This window comes from Leptotrichia buccalis C-1013-b, assembly GCF_000023905.1.
In the GTDB taxonomy this organism is placed as follows: Bacteria; Fusobacteriota; Fusobacteriia; order Fusobacteriales; family Leptotrichiaceae; genus Leptotrichia; species Leptotrichia buccalis.
On sequence record NC_013192.1, the window covers coordinates 885,801 to 909,703 of the forward strand.

At 30.0% G+C, this 23,903-nt stretch carries 22 protein-coding genes; 17 read left to right on the forward strand and 5 right to left on the reverse strand.

Annotated elements, in window-relative coordinates; genetic code table 11:
- Window positions 1-137: 137 nt before the first annotated feature.
- From LEBU_RS04040 to LEBU_RS04070, 7 genes are all read left to right on the forward strand, one after another.
- Entirely contained in the window at window positions 138-1,118 is a 981-nt protein-coding gene (locus tag LEBU_RS04040; protein WP_015769058.1) for an NAD(P)-dependent oxidoreductase, read from the forward strand.
- Window positions 1,119-1,225: 107 nt separating this feature from the next.
- Window positions 1,226-1,870: an HIRAN domain-containing protein gene (locus LEBU_RS04045; RefSeq protein WP_015769059.1), complete on the forward strand. Its 645-nt coding sequence runs from the start codon at window positions 1,226-1,228 to the stop codon at window positions 1,868-1,870.
- Window positions 1,871-2,003: 133 nt separating this feature from the next.
- Complete coding sequence (locus tag LEBU_RS04050) at window positions 2,004-2,441, forward strand: hypothetical protein (protein ID WP_015769060.1); 438 nt, start codon at window positions 2,004-2,006, stop codon at window positions 2,439-2,441.
- A 466-nt stretch (window positions 2,442-2,907) separates the two neighbouring features.
- Complete coding sequence (polA, locus tag LEBU_RS04055; RefSeq protein WP_015769061.1) at window positions 2,908-6,048, forward strand: DNA polymerase I; 3,141 nt, start codon at window positions 2,908-2,910, stop codon at window positions 6,046-6,048.
- Window positions 6,049-6,148: 100 nt separating this feature from the next.
- Window positions 6,149-6,919, forward strand: a complete 771-nt coding sequence (locus LEBU_RS04060) for an AzlC family ABC transporter permease (RefSeq protein ID WP_015769062.1) — start codon at window positions 6,149-6,151, stop codon at window positions 6,917-6,919.
- On the forward strand, window positions 6,909-7,247 hold the full coding sequence (locus LEBU_RS04065; RefSeq protein ID WP_420805365.1) for an AzlD domain-containing protein: 339 nt from the start codon (window positions 6,909-6,911) through the stop codon (window positions 7,245-7,247). The genes LEBU_RS04060 and LEBU_RS04065 overlap by 11 nt, the downstream gene beginning before the upstream one ends.
- Window positions 7,248-7,307: 60 nt before the next feature.
- On the forward strand, window positions 7,308-7,655 hold the full coding sequence (locus tag LEBU_RS04070; protein ID WP_015769064.1) for an inorganic diphosphatase: 348 nt from the start codon (window positions 7,308-7,310) through the stop codon (window positions 7,653-7,655).
- A gap of 16 nt (window positions 7,656-7,671) precedes the next feature.
- On the opposite strand, the gene LEBU_RS04075 is transcribed toward LEBU_RS04070, so the two are convergent.
- The gene (locus LEBU_RS04075) at window positions 7,672-8,181 is read right to left on the reverse strand and encodes a hypothetical protein (RefSeq protein ID WP_015769065.1); all 510 of its coding nucleotides are present in this window, start codon (window positions 8,179-8,181) and stop codon (window positions 7,672-7,674) included.
- Between the two features lie 203 nt (window positions 8,182-8,384).
- On the opposite strand from LEBU_RS04075, the gene LEBU_RS04080 reads away from it, so the two are divergent.
- From LEBU_RS04080 to LEBU_RS04100, 5 genes are all read left to right on the forward strand, one after another.
- Window positions 8,385-9,122: an amino acid ABC transporter permease gene (locus tag LEBU_RS04080; RefSeq protein ID WP_015769066.1), complete on the forward strand. Its 738-nt coding sequence runs from the start codon at window positions 8,385-8,387 to the stop codon at window positions 9,120-9,122.
- 64 nt (window positions 9,123-9,186) lie between these two features.
- Entirely contained in the window at window positions 9,187-9,915 is a 729-nt protein-coding gene (locus tag LEBU_RS04085) for an amino acid ABC transporter ATP-binding protein (RefSeq protein ID WP_015769067.1), read from the forward strand.
- Window positions 9,916-9,963: 48 nt separating this feature from the next.
- Window positions 9,964-10,722 carry a basic amino acid ABC transporter substrate-binding protein gene (locus LEBU_RS04090; protein ID WP_015769068.1) on the forward strand — a complete coding sequence of 253 codons (759 nt, stop codon included), beginning with the start codon at window positions 9,964-9,966 and terminating at the stop codon, window positions 10,720-10,722.
- A gap of 37 nt (window positions 10,723-10,759) precedes the next feature.
- Entirely contained in the window at window positions 10,760-11,500 is a 741-nt protein-coding gene (locus LEBU_RS04095; RefSeq protein ID WP_015769069.1) for a basic amino acid ABC transporter substrate-binding protein, read from the forward strand.
- A 29-nt stretch (window positions 11,501-11,529) separates the two neighbouring features.
- Window positions 11,530-12,300: an OmpA family protein gene (locus tag LEBU_RS04100; protein ID WP_015769070.1), complete on the forward strand. Its 771-nt coding sequence runs from the start codon at window positions 11,530-11,532 to the stop codon at window positions 12,298-12,300.
- Window positions 12,301-12,308: 8 nt separating this feature from the next.
- On the opposite strand, the gene ytvI is transcribed toward LEBU_RS04100, so the two are convergent.
- A complete protein-coding gene (gene ytvI / locus LEBU_RS04105) occupies window positions 12,309-13,493 on the reverse strand; it encodes a sporulation integral membrane protein YtvI (protein WP_015769071.1) in 1,185 nt (394 codons plus the stop codon).
- 233 nt (window positions 13,494-13,726) lie between these two features.
- Between ytvI and LEBU_RS04110 the strand changes: the two genes are divergently transcribed.
- The 5 genes from LEBU_RS04110 (at window position 13,727) to nspC (ending at window position 19,710) form a co-directional block, all read left to right on the forward strand.
- The gene (locus tag LEBU_RS04110; RefSeq protein ID WP_015769072.1) at window positions 13,727-14,995 is read left to right on the forward strand and encodes a TolC family protein; all 1,269 of its coding nucleotides are present in this window, start codon (window positions 13,727-13,729) and stop codon (window positions 14,993-14,995) included.
- A 75-nt stretch (window positions 14,996-15,070) separates the two neighbouring features.
- Window positions 15,071-16,417 (forward strand): efflux RND transporter periplasmic adaptor subunit, encoded by a 1,347-nt coding sequence (locus tag LEBU_RS04115; protein ID WP_015769073.1) that lies wholly within the window; start codon window positions 15,071-15,073, stop codon window positions 16,415-16,417.
- 27 nt (window positions 16,418-16,444) lie between these two features.
- On the forward strand, window positions 16,445-17,137 hold the full coding sequence (locus tag LEBU_RS04120) for an ABC transporter ATP-binding protein (RefSeq protein ID WP_015769074.1): 693 nt from the start codon (window positions 16,445-16,447) through the stop codon (window positions 17,135-17,137).
- A gap of 5 nt (window positions 17,138-17,142) precedes the next feature.
- The gene (locus LEBU_RS04125) at window positions 17,143-18,354 is read left to right on the forward strand and encodes an ABC transporter permease (RefSeq protein ID WP_015769075.1); all 1,212 of its coding nucleotides are present in this window, start codon (window positions 17,143-17,145) and stop codon (window positions 18,352-18,354) included.
- Between the two features lie 168 nt (window positions 18,355-18,522).
- Window positions 18,523-19,710, forward strand: coding sequence for a carboxynorspermidine decarboxylase (nspC, locus tag LEBU_RS04130; RefSeq protein WP_015769076.1), 1,188 nt, complete (start codon window positions 18,523-18,525; stop codon window positions 19,708-19,710).
- A gap of 93 nt (window positions 19,711-19,803) precedes the next feature.
- Here the strand turns inward: nspC and LEBU_RS04135 are convergent, their stop codons facing one another.
- The 3 genes from LEBU_RS04135 to trpB form a co-directional block, all read right to left on the reverse strand.
- Window positions 19,804-21,282 carry an Lsa family ABC-F type ribosomal protection protein gene (locus LEBU_RS04135; protein ID WP_015769077.1) on the reverse strand — a complete coding sequence of 493 codons (1,479 nt, stop codon included), beginning with the start codon at window positions 21,280-21,282 and terminating at the stop codon, window positions 19,804-19,806.
- Window positions 21,283-21,887: 605 nt separating this feature from the next.
- Entirely contained in the window at window positions 21,888-22,661 is a 774-nt protein-coding gene (trpA, locus tag LEBU_RS04140; protein ID WP_015769078.1) for a tryptophan synthase subunit alpha, read from the reverse strand.
- A complete protein-coding gene (gene trpB, locus LEBU_RS04145) occupies window positions 22,654-23,901 on the reverse strand; it encodes a tryptophan synthase subunit beta (RefSeq protein ID WP_015769079.1) in 1,248 nt (415 codons plus the stop codon). Before trpB ends, trpA begins: the two co-directional genes overlap by 8 nt.
- Between the last annotated feature and the right edge of the window lie 2 nt (window positions 23,902-23,903).

The window sequence follows — 23,903 nt, forward strand, 5'->3', positions numbered from 1 at the left end:
TAAGAGGCTTTTAATCTTTGATTTAAGTAAAAAAATTGACATTAAACGTATATATTTTTTAATTGAAAAATATAATTTGATAAAATAACTTTTTATAAATATGTAAAAATTAAATTAACTAAAGAGAGAGGATAATTATGGATAAAAATTTAAAGATAGTTTATTTGGACAGAATTACGGCTGGACCTATTGATTTGAAAGAAAAATTTTCTAAATACGGTAAATACATTGAGTATGAAGATACTGATTCTAGCGAAATTGACGAGAGAATAAAGGATGTGGATGTTGTAATAACGACTCGGATAAAATTGGGAAAAAAGCAGTTTGAGAAGGCTGAAAAACTTAAATTGATACTTATTACAGCGACAGGATTTAACCATATTGATGTGAAAAGCGCAAATGAGTTTGGAATAAAAGTAGCGAATGTTTCGGGGTATTCGACTAATTCTGTGGCACAACTTGCGATTACTTTTTTATTGAATGAATTAACGCCTGTTAATAAATATTATGAGGAAGTTAAGGAAGGAAAATGGATAAATGTTGCTGTTCCTGAATATCAGAAATATCCGATAGATGATGCAGATGGGAAAATTTTAGGAATTGTGGGATTTGGAAATATTGGCAAGAGAGTTGCTCAAGTTGCAGAAATATTGGGAATGAAGGTAATGGTGGTAAAAAATAATGAAAAGGATTATGGAAAAACTAACTCTGTAATTGAAAAAGATGGGATTTTACAATATGACTTGGATGAAGTTCTCGAAAAATGTGATGTTTTAACGCTTCATGTCCCGCTGACTGATTCGACACGGAATCTTATAAATCTTGAAAAAATGAAAAAGATGAAGAAAAGTGCAGTAATTTTGAATTTAGCGAGAGGACCTGTAATAAATCAGGAAGATTTGTATTTTGCGCTAAAAAATAAAATAATAAAATCAGCGGCTGTTGATGTTACAAGTGTTGAGCCAATTGAAAAAAATTCTAAATTATTTGAGCTGGATAATATTTTAATTACACCGCATATTGCTTGGAAATCTGAAAAAAGCATGATAAAACTGATGGACGATGTTGAGAAAAATTTAAAATTATTTCTTGAAGGAAAGCTGGAAGGCTTAAAATAGGGAAAATTTTCAAAAATATTTCAGAAAATTCTGTACTAAACTAGTACTTTTCAGAAATGTTTTTTACAGAAAAATTTTACTAGAAATGTGAAAGAGGTGAAAAATAAATGTTAATAAATAATTTTAGTGGGATAAAACTTGAGTTTGATGGACTTTATTATGGGGGAAATTATGATATTGAAATTTTTCCTGATGGAAGATTTTATTATTCATATATTGAGAATACATCGGTTGAGCTTAAAAAAGGCTCTTTTCAGATTAATCAGAAAGAAATTATGATTTTTGAGGAAATGATGGACTATTTTGAACTTTTAAAAAATCAGAGCAATTATATGATAAATGAGTTCAATTTTGGAAATGGAGTTCTTGTTATTCATAAAAATAACGGACGAGAGGAAAAAATCCAGCTTGGCAAGGAAATGATGTTTGAATATGCAAAAACATTAATTGATAAATATACGAAAAAATCAAAACGACTTTTTCTACTGGATACTTATTTGGAAGGAGCTAAATATATCAGAAATTTTGCAATTAAAATTAAAGATGAAGTTCAATTGGATTTATTCCGTGAATTTAACGGTATTTCCCTAAATGCAGTGGCTGTGTTTAATTCCAATAAGGAAAAAGTAGGATATTTGCCAAAGAATCAAAGTGAAATTATTGCAAGAATGATTGATGCTGGAAAGAAGTTTGTTGCAGTTCCAATTCCATTTGATGAAGAAATAGCTTTAAAAATATATCTTTTAGATTAATTAAAATAATATTAATTATTTTCTTGACAAATAAATATTTTTGAGGTAAAATAATAACAGATGATTAAAATTAAATTAATTTTTAAAATAGTACTATTATTTAATTGTCAAAAATAAAACAGGGGGAATAATTATGGGATTCAGATTGAGTGTAAAAGGGCAGGAAAATGAAATTTTACTTGATAAGGAAAGCATTCTAGATGTAAAATACATTTCTGAAACGCCTGATGATTCAAATGCGAGAGCGACAGACTTGGGAGTAATCTTGGAAATTCGTGGAAAAATACTGGCAGCAGCAAGTGGAGATACAGAAGACGATACAAGAAAAGTCGCACAATGGTCGTTAGTACCATCAGAAGCAAGCGACGCTTACAGACAAGCTAGCCTTGAAATAATCTCAGCAGGACAAATGGTAAGAAAAATCGACATGACAAACGTGTTTGTGGTTGATTATATTGAAGAATACGGAAATCAGGCTGGAACTGGAACTTTTTCACTAAAAATAAAACAGAAGAAGGAAAAAGTGAAGGAAGTTGCAATTGAAGGAGGATATGCAACACAGGAAGCTTAATTTAGCAAATTAGAATTTTCAAAATTCTAAAATCAGAAATATAAAACATTTTTGAACTTTGGAAAATTTTTGTAAGTAAAATTATATAAAAATAATCTCTTTTTCTTGAAATTTATTTAAGATAGGAGGTTATTTTTTTATAGAAAATTTTGTTATAGTAATATTAATCCTGTTTACATAGTGAATATTTACTAAATTTTGATTATTAGGGAATTAAAACTTCTTGTTTTTATGGGGGTGTTAGTATTAGATTATCTTGTTTAATAACAGTTTTTACTATTTTTATTGGAAAAGTTTGTAATAAATTTGTTATTTAAATGAGATTTAGTATGAGAACAGAATTATAAAATTAATATTTAAGATGTATTATTAAATTAAGAAAAAATGCTTTGAGAAAAAATGTAAAAATGGTAAAATATACAAATATGAATATTGTTAAAATTTAAAGAAAAGAGGAATAATTAAGTTGAAAAGAGCAGTTATATTGGATACGAGTGCGATTATGTATAGAAGCCATTTTGCACTGATGGGAATGAGAAATAGCAGCGGGATGTCTACTGGGGCGACATTTGGATTTATTAATACGCTGGAAAGTGTGATTAGGGAGTTTAGGCCTGATTATCTGGTGGCTTGCCTGGATGTGAAAAGGGACGAGTTGGAGAGAACTGGGGAGTTGGAAACGTATAAGGCACATAGGGAAAGTATGCCTGAAGAGCTGGTTATGCAGATTGATACTATTATGAAGGTATTGGATGGGTATAGAATTCCGAAATATAAGAAGGCTGGGCAGGAAGCGGATGATGTTATTGCCACTTTTGCCACTAAATTTTCTAACGATGCTGATGAACAAATTGAGGTTTTTGTAATAACTGGGGATAAGGATTTGACACAGCTTGTAGATGGAAAAATTAACATTGCCTTGCTTGGAAAAGGGGATAAAAATTCTGCATTTAAACATATAAAGACTGATGAAGATGTAGTTGAATATTTGGGAGTTACGCCTGATAAGATTCCTGATTTGTTTGGGCTTATGGGAGATAAGTCGGACGGAATTCCAGGAGTTGCTGGGATTGGACCTAAAAATGGAGTGAAACTTATTACGACTTATGGAAATTTGGAAGGAATTTACGAAAATATTGATGAAATAAAAGGGAAACAGAAGGAAAAATTACTGACTGACAAGGAAAATGCCTTTATAAGTCGGGAACTTGCAACTGTGAAAAGGGAGCTTGATGTTGAATACGATAAAAATAAATTGAAATTTGAGGAAAAGGATTTTGACAGTCTTTTAAAACTTTATGAAGAGCTTAATTTTAAAAGATTTTCTAAAGCTGTGGAAGAAGAAAAGGAAAGATTCTTGCAAAATGGTAATCAGAAGGAACTTACTGAAGAAGAGAAGTTAGTTTTAGAAAAAAATAAAAAAATTACTGAAGAAAAATTGGAAAAAGAGAGATTTGAAAGAGAAAAAATTGAAAAGCAGGAATTGGAGTATGATAAGGAAAATCCAATTTTTGATGGAATTTCACATTTTTATGAGCATGTAGAGTATGAGCATAATTCAGAAATAGATAAAAAAATTGATGAAATTCAAGTTTTAAAAGAAGAATTGGCAATAGAATATGAGGCTCAGAAGAAAAAGCAGGAAGAGATCGCACTAGAAAATCAGAAAACTGAAAAAACCAAGAAAATTAAAGATGAAAAAGTGTATTTTGAGAAAAATTATGGAAAAGTTGTGAGCTGGAATGATGCTTATTCTGTGATTGAGAAAATGGATAAAAAAGTGGCAATTTTTGAGAATATGCTTGGACTTTCCATTTGCGATGAAAAAATGAATATTGTGCTTTTGGATAGTGAATTGAAAAATATTTTACAAAATAAAAATTATGAAAAATCAGGAGCTGAAGTTCAAATTAACTTGTTCAGTTTAGGTGAGAATACTGCTGAAAAAGAAGACAACAAAAAAAATATTGAGAATATTTATAAATTATTGAGTGAGAAAGAAATTATTGCCTATAATGTGAAAGAGTATATGAAAAGTGGAGAAAGTGAGTATTTTGGATACTCTGTTGGTGGAAAAACTTATGGGATAAATGAAGAGAGATTCGGGATAAAATGCACGGAATATTTTGATATTTTGCTTGCAAGATATGTACTTGGGACAGAAAGTTTGCAGGAAATCGAGGAAATAATTTTAGATGAGTTTGGTGTTGAGATTGCAACTTTTGAGGAGCAATTTAAAAAGGAACGAAGAAAGAAGGATTTTAGCGATGTTTCTGATGATGTGGTTTGTGAGTTTTTATCAAAGAGAACGTTTTTTATTTATAAATTGGAAATAATTTTTAGAAATAGATTACAAAATGAGCAGTTCTTAAATATATTTGACAAGCTGGAAAGTCGATTAATACCAGTATTGGCACAAATGGAAGAAACTGGAATAAAAATTGATAAAAAATATTTCAGTGAATTTCAGAATGAGCTGGAAGAAAAGATAAATATGCTTCAAAGTGATATTTATAAACTTGCTGATGGAGAATTTAATATTGATTCGCCACAACAATTAGGAGAAGTTTTGTTTGAAAAATTACAGATTCCATCAGGTAAAAAGACAAAAACTGGATATTCAACAAATGTGGAAGTTCTGGAAATGATTGCAAACAATCGAGAATTGACAGAAGACAAACGTATGATTGGGAAAAAGCTTCTGGAATACAGGGCTTATAAGAAATTATTATCAACATACATTGAGCCAATTCCAAAACTGGCGGATAAAGAGGAAAGGATTCATACGACTTTTAACCAAAATGGGACATCTACTGGACGGCTTTCGTCAGCAAATCCAAATTTACAGAATATTCCTGTGAGAACAGATGATGGAATAAGGATTCGTACAGGTTTTGTATCAAAAGAAGGACATAGCTTGATTTCATTTGACTATTCACAAATTGAATTGAGAGTTTTGGCTGAATTGTCAAAAGATAGGCATTTAGTACAGGCGTATCAGGATAATCAGGATTTGCATAACTTGACGGCAAGAAAGATATTTTTCAAAACCGAAGAAGATGAGATTTCACGGCATGAGAGAAGTATTGCAAAAGTAATTAATTTTAGTATTCTGTATGGAAAAACTCCGTTTGGGTTGTCAAAGGAACTGGGAATTACAGTTCAGGAGGCTTCTCAATATATTACGACATATTTTGAGGAATATCCGAGAGTCAGAAAATTTTTGGATATTGTGACAGAAACGGCTAAACTTCACGGTTTTGTAGAAACTTTTTACGGTACGAGAAGATACATTAGCGGAATTAATGCTACAAATAAAAATGTACAGGCACAGGCTGTGAGAATGGCGGTAAATACTGTCGTTCAGGGAACAGCAGCAAATATTATAAAAAAAGTTATGATTGAACTTCATGAGGAGTTTAAAAATGATGAAAATATCAAAATGCTTCTCCAAGTTCACGATGAACTGATTTTTGAAGTTCGTGATGAATTTGCTAAGGAATACATGGAAAAAATTGAAAAAATTATGGAAAATACTGTTAAATTTAAGAAAGTTCCATTAAAAGCGAATGGAAGTGTGGCTAAAAATTGGGGATTATTAAAGTAATAATATATTTTATATATGATAGAAATATATATTATATATTTGACTAATTGTTTTGAAATTGTTAGAATAATACTATATAAGGAAGGAATCAGAACAAAAAATGGCACAAATAAGAAAATTGGAAAACTATTTAAAGGGATTAAAAGATGGTACTGGAATTGGAATTGCCTATATTCCCTTTGGAGTTGCAATTGGACTGATTTCAGCCAAAAGTTTTTCCCAAATTTTGCCAATGATTGGGCTTACATCGTTTGGAATGTATGCAGGAGGGGCTCATTCATTACTGTTAAAGATACTTTATGTGATGAAGTCGCCTCCAGTTGAAGTGATTTTATCTATTGCTCTTATCAATTTAAGATATTTACTGTTAAATATCGTTATTTTTAGACAGCTTGGTGAAAAAACTCCTATTTTTCAGAAGTTTCTGGTAGGCGTGGGGCTTACTGATGAAACTGTAACATATCTGACATTGAAAAAGGCAACAAATGCGTGGTATATGATGGGAGTAAATACAATTCCATATTTTTGCTACTGTTTTGGTACAATTTTTGGAGCGATATTTGGTGAAAAATTGCCTGAATCACTTATGACAAGTATGAATTTTGTGCTTTATTCTATATTTTTCAGCATGCTAATAATGGCTTTGAGCCAAAATTTTAAATATATAAGAATTGTTTTGCTGGCACTTATTATAAAAATGGCATTTTCATTTTTGCCTATTTTAAATAAGGTAAGTTCAGGATGGGTTATGATTTTGACGATGTTTTTGGCAAGTTTTATATATGCACAGCTTTATTATAATGAAAATCCTGAAAAGCAGGAAAACGATGAAATTGATAAAAGGAAAGGAAGTGATAAGATTGAATTATAACGAAAATTTAGGGATTTTAACAATGATTTTGATGACACTCATAATCATGACGGTAATACTGAGGACATTGCCAATATTTGTAAAAATTCCAGAAAATAACCTAAAAGTTAATAAATTCTTTGAAGCACTTCCTTATACAGTACTGACAGTATTAGTATTTCCAGACATTTTCACATCTACTGGGAGTACAAAATTTGACATAATAAGAGTTCTGATTGGAATGGCAATCGTGGCATATTTAACTTTTAGGAAGACAAATCTGGGAATAATAATAATTGTTTCTATTGCAGTGATATATTTTTTAGGAATGTTAAAAGGAAGTTTTTAAATAAAAACAGAAAAATTTTAAAGAAATATAAATTAAAATTGATATTTAAAAAGGATTTTTATGAGTTTAGATAATTATAAAAAATTTTTAGGACAAAAAATACATGTAAAGATGGATAGAAAAATGGGAGAAAGACATCTTAAATATAATTTTATATATCCAGTAAATTATGGATATATTCCAAATACTATTAGTGAAGATGGAGAAGAAATAGATGTGTATATTTTGGGAGTTTTTGAACCTGTTGATGAATTTTGTGGAATATGTAGAGCTATTGTGTATAGGTATGATGATGAAGAGAATAAACTTATAGTAATTCCAGATGGGAAAAATTATACAGTTTCCCAAATGGAAGTACTGGTTGAGTTTCAGGAACGTTTTTTCAAACATAAAATTTTAACTGAATAATAATTAAAATTATTTTTTATTTAACAACTGTCAATTTATTATTTTCAATTTTTATATCCTTTATCATTTTAAATTTGTCAATATTTGATAAATTTGCAATTTCCTTTTTTTCAAATTGGGCAAAAATATAGTCAAGTACAGGTCTTATAAGCGGATTTTTATCAAGATTAATTTCTTTATTTTCTTTAGTTAATTTTTCAATTTGAAAATTTTCTAAATAAAGATTTGAGTTTGTTGTGTCATAGCGAATATCAGTTGTAAATATCATTATTCCACTTATTTTTTCATTTAGTGCATCATTTAAATATTCAGTTTCAATAACTAATTTGTTGTTTTCAAAATAGACTTTTGGATTAAACAGTTTTATTTTTCCAAGAGGGTATGAATACTCTATTGGAAATTTTGATGTTATGGCATTTTGCACTATCGAATTTGGGACTTTTAGTTGATTTTGCGTATAAATATGATAACCAGCGATAATTATTAGTATAATAATTGAAAAAAATAAAATTTTTAATATTTTCATAATTATAAATTCCTTTCAGTTGAGAATTTTTTAAATTTAAATAACTATATCATTTGTTTATTTTAAAATATTTTGAAATATTATTTAATATTCTTTGAATACAAATAAAAAATTTTTATTGAAAAACGTATAAATATTAGGTATAATATTATCATAATGATTAAGAATAAGGAGGATATGAACAAAAACGTTCATAAAAAATAATGAAAGATTTACAAAAAACAAGGAAATTAGTAAAGACCTCATTTTTTATAGCAGTTGTAACAATTGCGGCGGTTCTTGCATTTCCACGTGAATTAACAGGAAAAGAATGGCAAATTTATATGAATAGCTACCTCATTACTACAATGGGATTAACAGTTGGAGGAGCGGCTATTGGTATATTTTTTGGAATGGCTTTAGCATTTTTTAAATTTCAAAAGACAAATAACGAAATTGTTAATATGATAAAAGATGTTGTTATTGATGAGTATGTGGATATAATGCGTGGAACGCCAATGGTTTTACAATTATTGATACTTTCGGTAGTTATAGCAGTATTTGATAATTACTGGGTGGCAGTTATTGCTCTTGGAATGAATAGTGCGGCTTATGTTGAAGAAACAGTGCGTTCTGGAATTGAAAGTATAGATAAAGGGCAAATGGAAGCGGCAAGAGCAACTGGAATGCCTTACAGAATGGCAATGAATGAAATTATTATGCCACAGGCAGTAAAAAATATTTTGCCAGCACTTGTAAATGAATTTATAAATTTATTTAAGGAAACATCAATTGTAGGATATATCAGTGTTGTTGATATTACAATGAACAGTAAGAGTTTACAAGCTGTATATTACAGTGTAAAACCTATATTATTTACAGGTGTAGTTTATTACGTAAGTGTAAAATTATTCTCATTTATTGGGAAACGATTGGAGATGAGATTAAAGGAAAATGATTAGTTTTAATAAAAAATGTAGAGAATCAGCTTCATTTCAAGGTATTACCGAATTAAAAGAAGTTGAAATGATAAAAATAAAAGATTTGAAAAAAAAATATGGTGAATTAGAAGTATTAAAAGGAATTAGTACAGAAATAAAAGAAGGTGAGGTAATTTCGGTTATAGGACCTTCTGGAAGCGGTAAATCAACGTTTTTACGTTGTATTAACAGACTTGAAGAACCAACATCAGGTGAAATCTGGGTAAATGGAAAAAATATTACGGAAAATGGAGTGGACATAAACAAAGTTCGTGAAGAAATTGGAATGGTATTTCAGCATTTTAACTTGTATCCGCACAAAACTGTAATGGAAAATATTACTTTAGGTCCTATCAGATTGAAAAAAATATCTAAAGCTGAAGCTGAAAAATTAGCTCTAGAACTATTAGAAAAAGTAGGTCTTTCTGATAAAAAAGATGTTTATCCAAATAAACTTTCTGGAGGACAAAAGCAAAGGGTGGCAATAGCAAGAGCATTAGCAATGAATCCCAAAATAATTCTTTTTGATGAGCCAACATCAGCACTTGATCCTGAAATGATAGGAGAAGTTCTGGAAGTTATGAAAGAACTTGCAAATGCAGGAATGACAATGATTGTAGTAACACACGAAATGGGATTTGCAAGAAATGTTGCAAATAGAGTGTTTTTCATGGATGAAGGGTATATTTTGGAAGATGCGAAACCGCAAGATTTATTTGATAATCCAAAATCAGAAAGGGCAAGGATATTTTTAGATAAAGTTTTGAATCATTAAAATAGTAAAACCTTTTTATTTTCTTTGTATAAAAAAGGCGGTATAAAAATGAAAAAATTATTATTAATAATTACGATGGCAATATTCGGGATAGTATCGTGGGGAGAAAGTAAAACAGAAACAAAAAAAGATGAAAAAAAACTGATTGTAGGAACGAATGGAGTATTCCCTCCATTTGAGTATATGGAAAATGGTGAATTAGTGGGATTTGACATTGATTTGATAAAACAGATTGGAAAAAATTTAGGATATGAAATTGAAATGAAAAGTCAGCCATTTGACGCTCTTATACCATCATTAAAAGCTGGGAAACTAGATGCTATTATTTCTGGAATAACTGTAACTGAAGCAAGAAAACGATTAGTTGACTTTACAGACGAATATTTTAATTCAACACAAGTGTATTTACGAAAGAAAGGGAATATAGCTGTAAATTCTAAGGAAAGCTTGTCAGGTAAAAAAGTTGGTGTACAATTGGGAACAATTCAGGAGTTCGAAGCTAATAAAATTAAAAATGTGAATGTTATAACAAATGATGCAACTGTTAATATAATTTTAGACTTGAAAAATGGAAAAACTGATGCAGTAATTTTAGAAAATATTGTTGCAATGGAATTTATGAAAAAAAATCCAGATATAGAAATTTTTTATGAAGAAAAGTTGCCGTATGGTATGGCAATCGCATTTGATAAAGGAAAACATTCAGAACTTATTAAAAAGATAAATGAAGAACTGAAAAAGTTGCAGGAAAATGGTCAATATTCAGAATTAATGAGAAAATATGGATTAGAAATGAAAAAAAATTAAAATTAAAAATAAAAAAATAAGAAAGTGAGGAAAAAATATGAAAAAAATATTTTTTATATTAACATTAGCTATGTTTGGAATTATTTCGTGCGGAAAGAAAGCTGACAATGGAGAAAAAAAATTAAGAGTCGGATTAAATGCAGTTTTTGCTCCATTTGAGTATATTGAAAATGGTCAAGTAACAGGGTTTGATGTGGAAATGATAAACGAGATAGGGAAAAATCTTGGATACAAAGTTGAAATTATAGACCAGTCATTTGATGGGTTGATTCCAGCATTAAAAGCAGGGAAAATTGATATAATTGTTTCTGGAATGAGTTCAACTGAAGAAAGAAAAAAATCAGTTGATTTTACAGATGATTATTTTGTATCTAAAGAAACTTACTTAAGAAAAAAAGGAAATAATGCAGTTACTCCAACTACTTTAAGTGGAAAGAAAATTGGAGTGCAATTAGGAACAATTCAAGAGATGGAAGCAAGAACAATTAAAGGTGCAACTGTTGTACCAAATGAAAACACTGTAAATACAATTTTAGATTTAAAGGCTGGTAAAATTGATGCGATTATTTTGGAAAAAGCAGTGGCTACTGAATATATGAAAAAAAATCCTGAAATGGAAATTTTTGATGAAAAACCTGCTCCAATTGGAATGGCAATGGCTGTTGACAAAGGGAAAAATCCTGAATTAATTAAACAGATAAATGCTGAATTGAAAAAAATGAGAGAAAATGGAAAATATAATGAATTAATCAAAAAATATGGTTTAGATAAAAATTAAAGAATTTTTAAAAGGAGGAAGGAAAAATCATGAAAAAGCCAACATTGATTGCGGTTTCCTCGATGGTAGCAATGGCAGTACCGACAGTATCTGAAAAAGTTACAACTTCAGATATGAGAAAGGATATAATTCGTGCAAATGTGGCGGATATAGAAAAGGATAGTGAAAATAATGTACCAATATTGGATACACCAAATCCTGAGAAACTGACAGATAATGATAATCCTGATTTAATAACAGTTACATTGCCGCAGAATGAGAAAAATACAAGTTTGTTGGATAAAGGCGGAACACAGCCAGAGCAATCTCCAAAAAGTCAGGATCAAGATGTAATTTCACAACAACAGGGAATACGTTCAGAAATAAAAGAATCAGCTTCTTTAGATACCAATACTCAAGAAAATTCAATAAATAATCCACAAAAAGTTCAAATATTAAAATCAGAAATTATAACACTTAGAGCAGAAGATTTGAATTTTCATAAGAATAGTATAAACTTGAAAGAAGAAGCATATTCTGTTTTAAAAGATATAAAAAATTATATTGAAGAAAATGATTATCTGGTATCAATTGTTGGATATACAGATGAAAGTGGTATAGCCGCATACAATAACAGATTATCTCTTAGAAGAGCTGAAAAAGTGAGTTCAAAATTATTGGAGTTAGGACTTTCAAAAGATAGGATCTTAGATTTAATAGGTCGTGGAGAAAATAATCCGATAAATTCAAATGAAACTAAAGAGGGAAGAGAAAGAAATAGGAGAGTAGAATTCAGGTTCATAAAAAAAGGACAAATATAATGTCCTTTTTATTTTTTATCTTTTTTTGTTTCACTATTTTCAGAATTATTAAGCTTTCTCTTAGAATCTTTTGGAACATTAGAAATATGCTCATCTGTTGTATTACCAAAAATATCCCTGAAAAATCCAACTTCTAATTCTTTAGAGAACACGTTTTTTAAAATAATCATTACAATCGGTCCAATCAAAAATCCTATAACTCCAAAAATTTTGAAACCAGAATACATTGATATTAATGTAATTAGTGGATGAACGCCTAAGTTTTGACTTACTAATTTTGGTTCCAACATTTGCCTTACTGACAAAACAATCAGATAAATCATTATTAATGCGATTCCCAGCTTTATGTCTCCTAATGCAAAAGAAATTACAGCCCATGGAATTAGAATTGTACCGGCTCCTAAAATTGGCAGAGCGTCTATCGCACAGATAATAATCGACATAAGCAGTGGGTATGCTACATTAAAATGAAGAAATGATAGCAAATTCAGGCAGACTAAGAGTTCAAAGAAGCAAATTGTCATTAGAATTATCTGGGCTTTTATGTAGGAACCAAGCACTGTAAACATATCTGTCTTTATATTGAATAATTTATCTAGCCAAGATTTTGGAAACTGCTGTTCCAAAAATGAGATAATTTTATCTCGGTCAAGACTTATAAAAAAAGTTGCCAAAATTGTTATGCAAATGTATAAAATTAAAGTAGGAATCGACGTAATAAAATTTATAAGCCCTTTTATAAACGTTCCAAGTTTTGCTGAACCTGACGAAATAAATCCGTTTATAGCATCGTTTATTTGTTTTGTAAAGCCTGACGGGAAATTTCCTAAATAAGAATAAATTTTTGCCATACTGTCAGTCCATAATTTCTGGATCATTTCACTGTAACTATTTAAGTTTTGTGATAATTTATAAATTTCGCTGACTAATTTTAGAGAACACCAGCCAATAATTCCGAAAAATATAAGTAAAAATGTTACAATTGAAATTATTGTAGCGATTTTTTTGGAAAGTTTTAGCTTATTTTGTAAAAATCGCGTAAGCGGGCGTGCTAATATTGAAAAAAATAACGCTATTGTAAATGGGAATAGAAAAATTCCCAGTTTGAAAACTATAAATACGACTAGCAGAATTAAAGCGATGTATACAATAAAATATAATTTTTTAAAGTCAAAATTTTTGTAACTTGCCATAAAGTAAGTACTCCTTTTCATCAAATCTTTTATTGAAAATATTATATAATAAATAAATAAAATTGTAAATGAATAATTTTAATAAATATCTTAAAATATAATTTCAAAAAAAATAAAAAAAGTCATAATTTTGTCAAAAAAAAATGATATTCTATGAAATAAATGCTATAATGAAAAGCATTAAAAAAATTTAATATGTTTTATTTTTAGGGAAAGGAGATTAAAAAATCAAAATGTATTTAAACTTTAAAAATAGGAAAATACAGATTTTACTGCTATTATTCGTATCTTGTGCATTGAGTTATGCGACTAATGTAGATGATTTGATTTCACAGTATGAAAAAAATTCCTATACTACAAAAATTAATGCAGTAAGCTTGAAAAAATATGATATAAAAGACAAGGCATTAAAAAATGGAGATAGGAATGAAATTACAGTAACATCTGACGACAATTACACATTGCATGGGCAGGCAAATGGTCTGACTATTGAAAACAATGTAAAATATGGCATGTTTTATTATAGGAATGGGTATAATTTTACAAATAGGGAAGTTACTCAAAATAGAATTGGAATTTCTAAAAATTTAAATGATTATTTCGGATATAGTGACAATAATTATAATAAAAAAACAAATGAAATATCAAGAAATATACAAAAAATTACTAATGAAACTACGAAAAATTCTGAAATTCGGGATTTAATTGATTTGTATAAAAATTATAAAAATAAACAGAAGGAAATTGAGCAGGAAGCACTTACAGTAGATGATACAAAGAAAGATTATGCGATTCAGACAAAAAAGTATGAGCTAGGGACAGCTACCCAATATGATTTTGAGCTGTCAAAGACAGAATATGAAAATTCCCAGCTGAAATATGAGAATTTAGGAAGAGAACTTAAAATTTTGGCAGAGCAGTTTGGAACCTATAATGTAACTTTGCCTGAAAAAGAGAAACTGGAAGACTTGAAAAAGGTTGAATTGCAAAAGGATGATTTTTATGCACTTAGATTATCAGAAGCTGAGACAATAGAATTGAATACCAAATTAAATAATGAACAGCTGAAAAAAGAAACAATAGACTATAAATATCCAAAACTAGTTGGAGATATCGGATATTCGCTGAAGGATCATTCAGTTGTCGTGGGACTAGCCGTCTCTAAAACATTTAAGAGATACAATGATACAATTGAAGATTTGAAAAATGAAGCTGATAAATTGCAGTTACAGTATGAACAGAAAAAAAATGAGCTAATGTCAAACGTAGGGCAGCAAATGATAACTTATACAACTTACCAGACAAATGAACTGACAGCGGAAAATACTATGAAAATTAAGAAAAAAGAATATGAAATCTATGCAAAAAAATACGAACTGGGACTGGACACATATTCCAATTATGTTGAAAAGCGGAATAATTATAAAAAAGCTGTAATGGATTATGAAATTGCCAAAAATGAACTTGCGGCGTTTACTAAAAAAATAAAATATTATAAATAAAATGTGCAATATATGAAATAAGAATATAATGAAAGATAAAAAAAAGAAAATTGAGAAAGTGGTGATTTTGTGGAAATGAATACAGAAATTTCTGAAATAGTCGAAACGATTGTATTGAGAAGGAAAAAGTCCCAAAATAAAAATAGGATTTGTAAATTTTTGCTAATGCTGGCTGTAGTGATGGCTGCTGTGGTGTCTTGTGGAAAAAAAGAAAATGTAGCTGAATATGAAGTTACAAATGTCCAGTTGGGAGATATTTCTCTGTCAGTTTCAAAAACAGGGCAAGTTGTGTCAGACAATGCGGTGTCAGTTTATACGACAGCAAGTCAAAGAGTTAGTAAAGTATTTTTCAAAGAAGGGGATAATGTAAAAAAAGGAGATGTAGTTGTAACATTTTATCCAGTTGATAAAAATGAAACTTTGAGAAAAATAAAAATGAAAACTTTGGAAATAAAAAAATATGAAAGAAATATAGCTGATGCTAAAGGCTCGCTTAGAAGAAAAAAAGAGTCTAAAAGCTTGGAAATTCAGCAAAAATCAAGAGATTTATATAATGCTGAAGAATTATATAAAGTTGGCGGAGAAACAAGAGTTAATGTAGATGATGCAAGAAAGGCTCTAAGAAATTCAAGAATAGACTTAGATACAGTTGATAGTGAGCAAAAGGCGAGTATAGAAGATTCGAGAACAGCATTAAAAACTGCAAAATTAGAGTTAGCAACATTGCAGGAAGATCTGGCACTTATAAAAGATCAAATAACAAGTCCAGTAGATGGAGTTATTACAGAAATGACTGCTGATGAAAATTATAAAGTAAATACAGAAACAACTTTATTTAAGGTGTCAGATTCTCAAAATATGAGAGCAGAAGTGAGTTTGTCAGATACACAAGTAAAAAATATAGAAGTAGGGCAAAGAGTAGAAATTACATCGGATGCATTACCTGATGGAGAAAAAGTGGAAGGAGAAGTGTCGCAAATTTCTGGAGTGGCTAAGAAAAGTTCATCTCTTGATGAAAGTGATACAGTTGTAAAAATTAATCTGAACGAAACTAGAGGATTAAAGCCAGGTGCTACAATAACAGCAAAAATCTTTTATAAGGAAAGTAAAAATGTGACAAAGTTGCCATATAGTTCGGTTATTAATGAAAATGGAAAATATTATGTTTTTGTCGTAGGAAAAGGTAATAAAGTTTCAAAAAAGGAAGTAAAGGTAGGATTAAATGATGATTCCTATTATGAAATAGCTTCGGGAGTATCAATAGGCGAAAAAGTAATTACTGTTGCTGATGAGACTCTTAAAGATGGACAAAAAATAAAAATTGCAGATCCATCAAAACAAAAGATGAAACCTAAAGGCGTAATATTTAAAGAAGAAAAACCATCAAAAAGAGGCGGAGGACCTGGTGGACCGCCAAGATAGGAAAATAAACTTTAGAGGTAAATTTTTATGATAAAGGTAAATGACATAGTAAAAATATATAAAAATGGGAACATGGAATTAAAAGTTTTGAAAGGGCTGAATCTGGAAGTGAAGGAAGGGGAATATGTAGCTTTTATGGGACCTTCTGGAAGTGGTAAATCAACTCTTATGAATATTTTAGGCTGTCTTGACAGCTTAACATCGGGAACATATATTTTAGATAATCAAGATGTTTCAACTATAAAAGGTGATGCACTTGCTAATGTTAGAAATAAAAAAATAGGCTTTGTCTTTCAAACTTTTAATTTATTACCAAAAATGACTGCAGTTGAAAATGTAGCTCTTCCAGCGCTTTATGCGGGTTTGAAAAAAGCTGAACGGATAAAAAAGGCAACGGAGGCGCTAGAAAGTGTGGGACTTGGAGAAAGAATACATCATAAGCCAAACGAAATGTCTGGGGGACAAAGGCAAAGGGTTGCGATTGCAAGGGCGATAATTAATAATCCAAAAATTCTTTTGGCGGATGAGCCGACTGGAAATCTAGATTCAAAGTCTGGAGAAGAAGTTTTGGAAATTTTTAAAAAGTTAAATGATAATGGAACGACGATTGTAATGGTTACACATGAGGAAGATGTGGCAGAGCATTGTAAAAGAATTATTAGGTTAAAAGACGGTGTAATAGAAAAGGATGAACTTGTCCAGCATAGGAGAGGAGTGTAATATAAATGGATTTTATGGAATTGTTAAAATTATCAGTGTCAAATTTGTTTAGTTATAAAGTACGTTCCTTTTTGACAATGCTTGGAATAATAATTGGAATATCTTCAGTTATAATGATGTCTTCACTGGGAGCAGGAGTTAAAGAGAATATTACTGGAGATTTGAACAAGTTGGGAGTATCAAATTTTGAAGTATCAATTGATACTTCACCAGGACAAACTCATAAATCGCAGGATTTATTAACACAAAAAGATATTAAAGAATTGAAGAATATAGAAGGTATTGAAGCAGTAACTCCTACTTCTAGCACTTTTGCTAGATTGTCTACAAGCGATGGTTCGGATAAGATGTTTACAGGAACTGGAGTAACGGAAGACTATTTTAAGATATCAAATTACACAATAGTAAAAGGACGAAAGTTTTTGCCAACTGAATACAGAAAAGATGGGAAATATGTGATAATAGATAATACAACAGCTAACCAGATGTTTCCTGATGAAAATCCAATAGGAAAAAAACTGACATTAAATTTTAAAAAGAACAGTGAAATAGTTACAATTGTTGGAGTATTTAAAAATCCGTATGCAAGTATGGGAGGAGGCGACCAGATGCCTGCAATGGGACTTTTACCTAATAATTACTTAAATTATTTGGAAGGAAATGAACAAGATAAATTTACTGCATTACAAATAAAGGCTACGGATGCAAATGAAATGAGCAGGGTAATGGAAATTGTAAAAGAAAAGATGAAAACCCGAGGGAGTGAATCTGATATTTACAACGTGAACTCAACAAGTCAAGGATTGGATGAATTTAACAATATTCTTAATATGCTTTCGCTTTTTATAAGTGGAGTTGCCGCCATTTCACTTTTTGTAGGTGGAATAGGAGTTATGAATATAATGCTTGTAAGTGTTACCGAAAGAATCAGGGAAGTTGGACTCAGAAAGGCAATTGGGGCTAAGACTAGGCACATTCTTATACAATTTTTGATAGAAGCAGTTATTTTAACATTTTTTGGTGGAATAATTGGAGTTGTAATTGGATATTCATTGGCACTCCTGATCGGCATATTTATACAAACTTCGCCAATATTAAGTCCGGTTGTAGTATTTGTGTGTATATTCGTTTCTACAATGATAGGATTGGTTTTTGGTGTTTATCCAGCAAAAAAAGCTGCGGCATTGGAGCCGATGGAAGCACTGAGAACAGATTAGAATTATGTTTAAATAAAAATAAAAATTGATTATCTTAAAAAATTAAATTTAGGATAATCTTTTTTTATAGATTTTGAGAAAAGTGTGATATAATAAGGAATAAATTTTAAATATATTTGAATTATAATATTGATGAGAAATGTAGAGTATAAAAGGAGATGATAAAAAATGTCAAAAAATAAGTATATTGATATGGATATAACAAATTTGCCAACACCAGCGTTTATAGTTGATGAAAGGCTGCTAAAAAGAAATCTTGAAACATTAAAAAGTGTAATTGATAGAACAGGATGTAAAATATTGCTTGCACAAAAGGGATTTTCGATGTTTTATTTCTATCTGTTAATTAGTGAATATTTAAATGGTACGACTGCAAGTTCATTATTTGAGGCAAGACTTGGGTATGAGGAAATGGAATTGAAAAATCCTGGTAAAAAATTAGAAACTCATATTTTTAATCCGTCTTACAGGGATGATGAGTTTGATGAAATAATGGAAATAACAAATCATATTGTTTTTAATTCTTTCAATCAATGGAAAAAATTTAAAAGTAAAGTGAAGGAATTTGAAGAAAAGAATGGTAAAAAAATTAGCTGTGGACTTCGGTTAAATCCAGAATTTTCAGAAGTTGAAACAGAGATTTATAATCCAGCGGGAAGGTTCTCAAGATTTGGCGTAACACTCGAAAACTTTAAGGAAGATGAGATTGAAGGCTTGGATGGCTTTCATTTCCATGCACTCTGTGAGCAAAATTCAGATGCGCTTGAAAATGTATTAAAAATTTTTGAACAAAAATTTGGGAAATACCTGTATAATATGAAATGGCTTAATTTTGGCGGAGGACATCACATTACAAGAGAAGATTATGATATTGAAAAACTTGTAAAATGTATAAATTATATAAAAGAAAAATATAATGTGGAAGTGTATTTGGAGCCAGGAGAAGCGGTTGCCTTGAATACAGGATTTTTAGTTTCGGAAGTTTTAGATATTACAAAAAATGAGATGGATATTTTATTAATGGATACTTCGGCCTCCTGCCATATGCCTGATGTAATCGAAATGCCATACCGTCCATTTATTTTTGGTTCAGGAATGCCAAATGAGAAGAAATACACTTATAGATTGGGAGGGCCTACTTGTCTTGCTGGAGATATAATCGGAGATTATTCCTTTGATGAACCTGTAAAAGTGGGAGATAAGCTTATTTTTACTGATATGGCACATTACAGCATGGTTAAGACGAATACTTTCAATGGGATAAATTTGCCTGTGATTGCAGTTTATACAGAAAAAGGTGGAGTTGAGGTTATTAGAAAATTTGAATACGAAGACTTTAGAAATAGATTGTCATAATTTGAAATAAAAAAATGGGGTTGTCTCATAAGGTAATACAAGACAACCTCTTCTTGTGTTAGTTTTTTTCTAGTTGCTAATTATTCATTTCATCTACAATTGTATTATTTTATTAGCTACATCTTCAACAAATCTCTTATCGTGTTCTACCAATATTAAAGTTAAAGTTGACTTTTTTATAATTTCCTCAATCTGTATTCTTGATATTACATCTATATAATTAATTGGCTCATCCCAAATAAACAAATGAGCTGGTTTTGACAAACTTGCAGCAATCAATACTTTCTTTTTTTGTCCATTACTATAATTTTTCATGTCCATTTCAAATAATTCTATTGAAAAATCTAATTTTCTAAGAATTGTTTTAAACAAAGTTTCATCAATATCTTGTTTTTGAATATACTCATTTAAATTTCCTATTAAATCAGAAGTATCTTGAGGTATATATGATAGTTTTAAATTACTTGCTAATTTTACTTCTCCCGTGTAATTATGATTGATCCCTAGTAAAATTTTAATTAGTGTTGATTTTCCACAGCCATTGCAACCATATATGGCTGCTATGTCGCCTTGTTTTATCTCGAAATTTACACCACTTAATATCTGTTTTTCTCCATAATATAATGATAAATTGTTAACTGATATTAGAGTTTCTTTGTGATGATGCAACGAATGTAGCAGCAAATTTTCCTTTACCTCGATATCTTTTAATAAGTTTTGTTTTTCTTTTATCGCCTTGATGTATCTGTTTTCCAAATTCTTTGATTTTTTCATCATCTTAGCAGACTGATGACCGATATGCCCTTTGTCTGGTTTTACACCAGATACTTTTACTCCATTTTTTGTATTTTCAATTTTATCTGACCAGATTTTACTTTGTTTTGCAGCTTTCTTTAATCGCTTAATATCCTTTTTTAATCTCTCGTTTTGACTAATTTCAAACTGATCTTTGATCATTTTATTTTCATACCATGATGTAAAATTTCCCGATTGAACATCAATAGTATTTCTGTTAATAGAAATAATATGATTGATACATCCATCTAAAAAATCTCTATCATGGGATATAAGTAAAAATCCCTTTTTATTTTTCAGATATTTGCTTACAATTTTTCTCCCATCCATATCTAAATGATTCGTTGGTTCGTCAATAAGTAAAAATCCGTTTTCGTTTGTAAATAAAATAGCTAAAAGGATTTTTGCCTGTTCTCCCTTAGACAGGGTTTCAAATTTTCTGTGAATAAGATTTTCGTCTACATTTAACAAATTAAGTTCTCTAAATAATCTCCACTCTTCCTCACTTGATGTCAGTTCTTTAAATAATTCTATACCTGATTTTGAAGTATCAGTTATATTTGGCGGGAATTTAATAAAGTCTGTACTTTTACTGATTTTACCCTGATAAGTTTCCTGATTTAAAAGCAGTTTAAATAGAGTTGACTTTCCAATTCCATTCCTACCTATTAACCCTGTTTTCCAGCTAGTATCAAAAGAAAATGATACATTTTCAAAAACAGGTTTTACATATCCATAATATGAAAATGTAAGGTTTTCAACTTTAATTGTTGACATAAAATCACCTCTTCATAAGTTTGATTTTGTTTGATATTACACCACTTTCAATTCCTGCATTTACAAAACTTTATTTTTCCTGCACTTTCACTAATTTTACACTGTTATTTTTATCTAAAGGTATTAAATAATCAGTATTTTGTTCATTTTCTTCAAAAAGTAATTTTATTTTTGGAGAAATACTTTTCAAAATATCTGTTTTGTTATCTTTTTCATCTTTTATTTTTTACCTTCTTTCCTTATTTTTCATATTGTTCTACGTTTAAAATTTTAAGAATATCACTATAAATTTCATCAAAAATATCTAAAGTGTTTTTTAAAAAATTTACATTACTTTTATTTAAGGATATTTCTTTATAATCAGCTTTTATTTTATATTTCCAGCATTTTTAAATTCTTTGGATTTTTTCTCCAAAGCAATTCTAGTATCTTGATATCGCCCTATATACGTATTTTCCCCTTTAATCAATATTATTATTTATTCAATTATACCTTAAGAATTTAAAAAAATAAAGATTTTTTATAATAAATTTAATATATTTTATTTGTTTAATCTTTTTTTGTTATAAAAAAGATAGCCATTTCTGACCATCTTCGCTAAATACTTATTTAAAAAGTTCATTAATTTTCTGAATCAAATAATTTACATCATTTTTCTCTAAAAATTCAACAATACTCGTTCCTACAATCACTCCATCCGCATATTTTCTCATCGTATTCACGTTATCGTTATTTTTTATTCCAAAACCTAATGAAACTGGCAAGTCTGAAACTTCTCTAATTTCATTAATAAAAGATTCTAAACGTGGTAAATCAACTTGTTTTGAACCTGTAACTCCAAGAGAACCGATTGCGTAAATGAAGCCGTCACCTTGAGAGATAATTTTTTTCATTCTATTTCCAGAAGTAACGCTTACAAGAGGGATAAGAGCGATATTGTTTTCTCGTAGTTTTTCTGACATTTCAAAGGCTTCCTCGTAAGGTAAGTCTGGAATGATTATTCCTTTAACATTAGCTTCACAGCATTTTTTGATAAATTCATCAATTCCATAAGCAAATATTAAGTTGTAATAAATTAAAAAAATTAAAGGTTTTGAAATATCGTTTTTTATTTCTGTTAGTAAATCAAATACGGTATCGGTAGTAACTCCAGCTTCTGAAGCGAGAAATGAAGCTTGTGAAATCAATTTTCCGTCAGCTATGGGATCAGAGTAGGGGATACCGACTTCTAGCATATCAAGAGCCGTATTATCCAAATTTTGTAAAAATTGTTTTGTAAAATCAACGCTTGGGTATCCTGCGACAATATAACCAATGTTTACTTTTTCTTTTTCTCTAAAAATATCAATAATTTTCTTATCTAAATTTTTTTCACTCATTTTCTAAACCTCCATTTAACTCATAAATTCCATTTTTTCCGCCAGTTTCCTTGTCTTTTAACACAGAAAAAACAGTATGCATATCTTTATCTCCACGTCCAGAAACGTTTACAACGATAGTTTCTCTCTTGTCTTTAGAAAGTACAGGACATAATTTTTCAAGATAAGCTAATGCGTGGGAACTCTCAATTGCTGGAATAATACCTTCTTTTCTTGTAACAAGCATTAGTGCCTTCATTGCCTCATCATCAGTAATTGGTGCGTAAGTTGCTCTTTTTATATCAAATAAATGTGAATGTTCAGGACCTACTCCTGGATAGTCAAGTCCAGCCGAAATTGAATGAACTGGACTTATTTGTCCATATTTGTTTTGAAGAACATAAGTTTTCATTCCATGAATAATTCCAGGTTTTCCAAGTGTCAACGTGGCAGCGTGCATATCTGTGTCAATTCCGTATCCTCCAGCTTCGACTCCATAAAGTTTTGTTGAGTTATCTTCTAAAAATGCACTAAAAATACCAATAGCATTACTTCCGCCACCAACACAGGCAATCACGTGATCAGCATGTTTTCCCATTTCATCAAGCTGAGCCTTTGTTTCATAACCGATAATTGACTGAAAATCACGCACGATAGTCGGATATGGATGAGGACCTACAACAGATCCGATTACATAAAATACAGTTTCTATCTCTGCAACCCAAGACTGAATAGCCGCAGTTGTCGCTTCCTTTAAGGTTTTAAGCCCGTCTTCAATCGAAATAACTCTCGCACCCAAAAGCTCCATTCTAAAAACATTTAACTTTTGCCGTTCAATATCAACAGCCCCCATGTAAACATCACATTCTAATCCTAATAGAGCGGCGGCAGTAGCAGTAGCAACTCCGTGCTGTCCAGCCCCAGTTTCAGCAATAACTTTTTTCTTTCCCATTTTTTTAGCAAGTAAAACCTGTCCAAGCGCATTATTAATTTTATGAGCGCCAGTATGGTTCAAGTCTTCTCTTTTCAAGTAAATATCGTGGTTATAATGTTCACTCAAATTTTTTGCATAATAAAGCGGAGTTTCACGCCCAACATAATTCTTTAGCAAATCATCAAATTCTTCAAAAAATTCCTTGTCATTTTTTAGCTTTTCATATTCGGCTTCCAGTTCTGACAGAGCAAACATCGCAGTTTCAGGTACAAATTGTCCGCCAAATTGCCCAAAATATGCCTTTTCATTAAAATGTTTATTTTCCATAT

Excerpts from the sequence above, each read along its gene's own strand:
- LEBU_RS04040 (WP_015769058.1), top strand. The coding sequence starts at position 138 with ATGGATAAAAATTTAAAGATAGTTTATTTGGACAGAATTACGGCTGGA.
- LEBU_RS04045 (WP_015769059.1), top strand. The coding sequence starts at position 1,226 with ATGTTAATAAATAATTTTAGTGGGATAAAACTTGAGTTTGATGGACTT.
- LEBU_RS04050 (WP_015769060.1), top strand. The coding sequence starts at position 2,004 with ATGGGATTCAGATTGAGTGTAAAAGGGCAGGAAAATGAAATTTTACTT.
- LEBU_RS04060 (WP_015769062.1), top strand. The coding sequence starts at position 6,149 with ATGGCACAAATAAGAAAATTGGAAAACTATTTAAAGGGATTAAAAGAT.
- LEBU_RS04070 (WP_015769064.1), top strand. The coding sequence starts at position 7,308 with ATGAGTTTAGATAATTATAAAAAATTTTTAGGACAAAAAATACATGTA.
- LEBU_RS04075 (WP_015769065.1), bottom strand. The coding sequence starts at position 8,181 with ATGAAAATATTAAAAATTTTATTTTTTTCAATTATTATACTAATAATT.
- LEBU_RS04080 (WP_015769066.1), top strand. The coding sequence starts at position 8,385 with ATGAAAGATTTACAAAAAACAAGGAAATTAGTAAAGACCTCATTTTTT.
- LEBU_RS04085 (WP_015769067.1), top strand. The coding sequence starts at position 9,187 with ATGATAAAAATAAAAGATTTGAAAAAAAAATATGGTGAATTAGAAGTA.
- LEBU_RS04090 (WP_015769068.1), top strand. The coding sequence starts at position 9,964 with ATGAAAAAATTATTATTAATAATTACGATGGCAATATTCGGGATAGTA.
- LEBU_RS04095 (WP_015769069.1), top strand. The coding sequence starts at position 10,760 with ATGAAAAAAATATTTTTTATATTAACATTAGCTATGTTTGGAATTATT.
- LEBU_RS04100 (WP_015769070.1), top strand. The coding sequence starts at position 11,530 with ATGAAAAAGCCAACATTGATTGCGGTTTCCTCGATGGTAGCAATGGCA.
- ytvI (WP_015769071.1), bottom strand. The coding sequence starts at position 13,493 with ATGGCAAGTTACAAAAATTTTGACTTTAAAAAATTATATTTTATTGTA.
- LEBU_RS04110 (WP_015769072.1), top strand. The coding sequence starts at position 13,727 with ATGTATTTAAACTTTAAAAATAGGAAAATACAGATTTTACTGCTATTA.
- LEBU_RS04115 (WP_015769073.1), top strand. The coding sequence starts at position 15,071 with ATGAATACAGAAATTTCTGAAATAGTCGAAACGATTGTATTGAGAAGG.
- LEBU_RS04120 (WP_015769074.1), top strand. The coding sequence starts at position 16,445 with ATGATAAAGGTAAATGACATAGTAAAAATATATAAAAATGGGAACATG.
- LEBU_RS04125 (WP_015769075.1), top strand. The coding sequence starts at position 17,143 with ATGGATTTTATGGAATTGTTAAAATTATCAGTGTCAAATTTGTTTAGT.
- nspC (WP_015769076.1), top strand. The coding sequence starts at position 18,523 with ATGTCAAAAAATAAGTATATTGATATGGATATAACAAATTTGCCAACA.
- LEBU_RS04135 (WP_015769077.1), bottom strand. The coding sequence starts at position 21,282 with ATGTCAACAATTAAAGTTGAAAACCTTACATTTTCATATTATGGATAT.
- trpA (WP_015769078.1), bottom strand. The coding sequence starts at position 22,661 with ATGAGTGAAAAAAATTTAGATAAGAAAATTATTGATATTTTTAGAGAA.
- trpB (WP_015769079.1), bottom strand. The coding sequence starts at position 23,901 with ATGGAAAATAAACATTTTAATGAAAAGGCATATTTTGGGCAATTTGGC.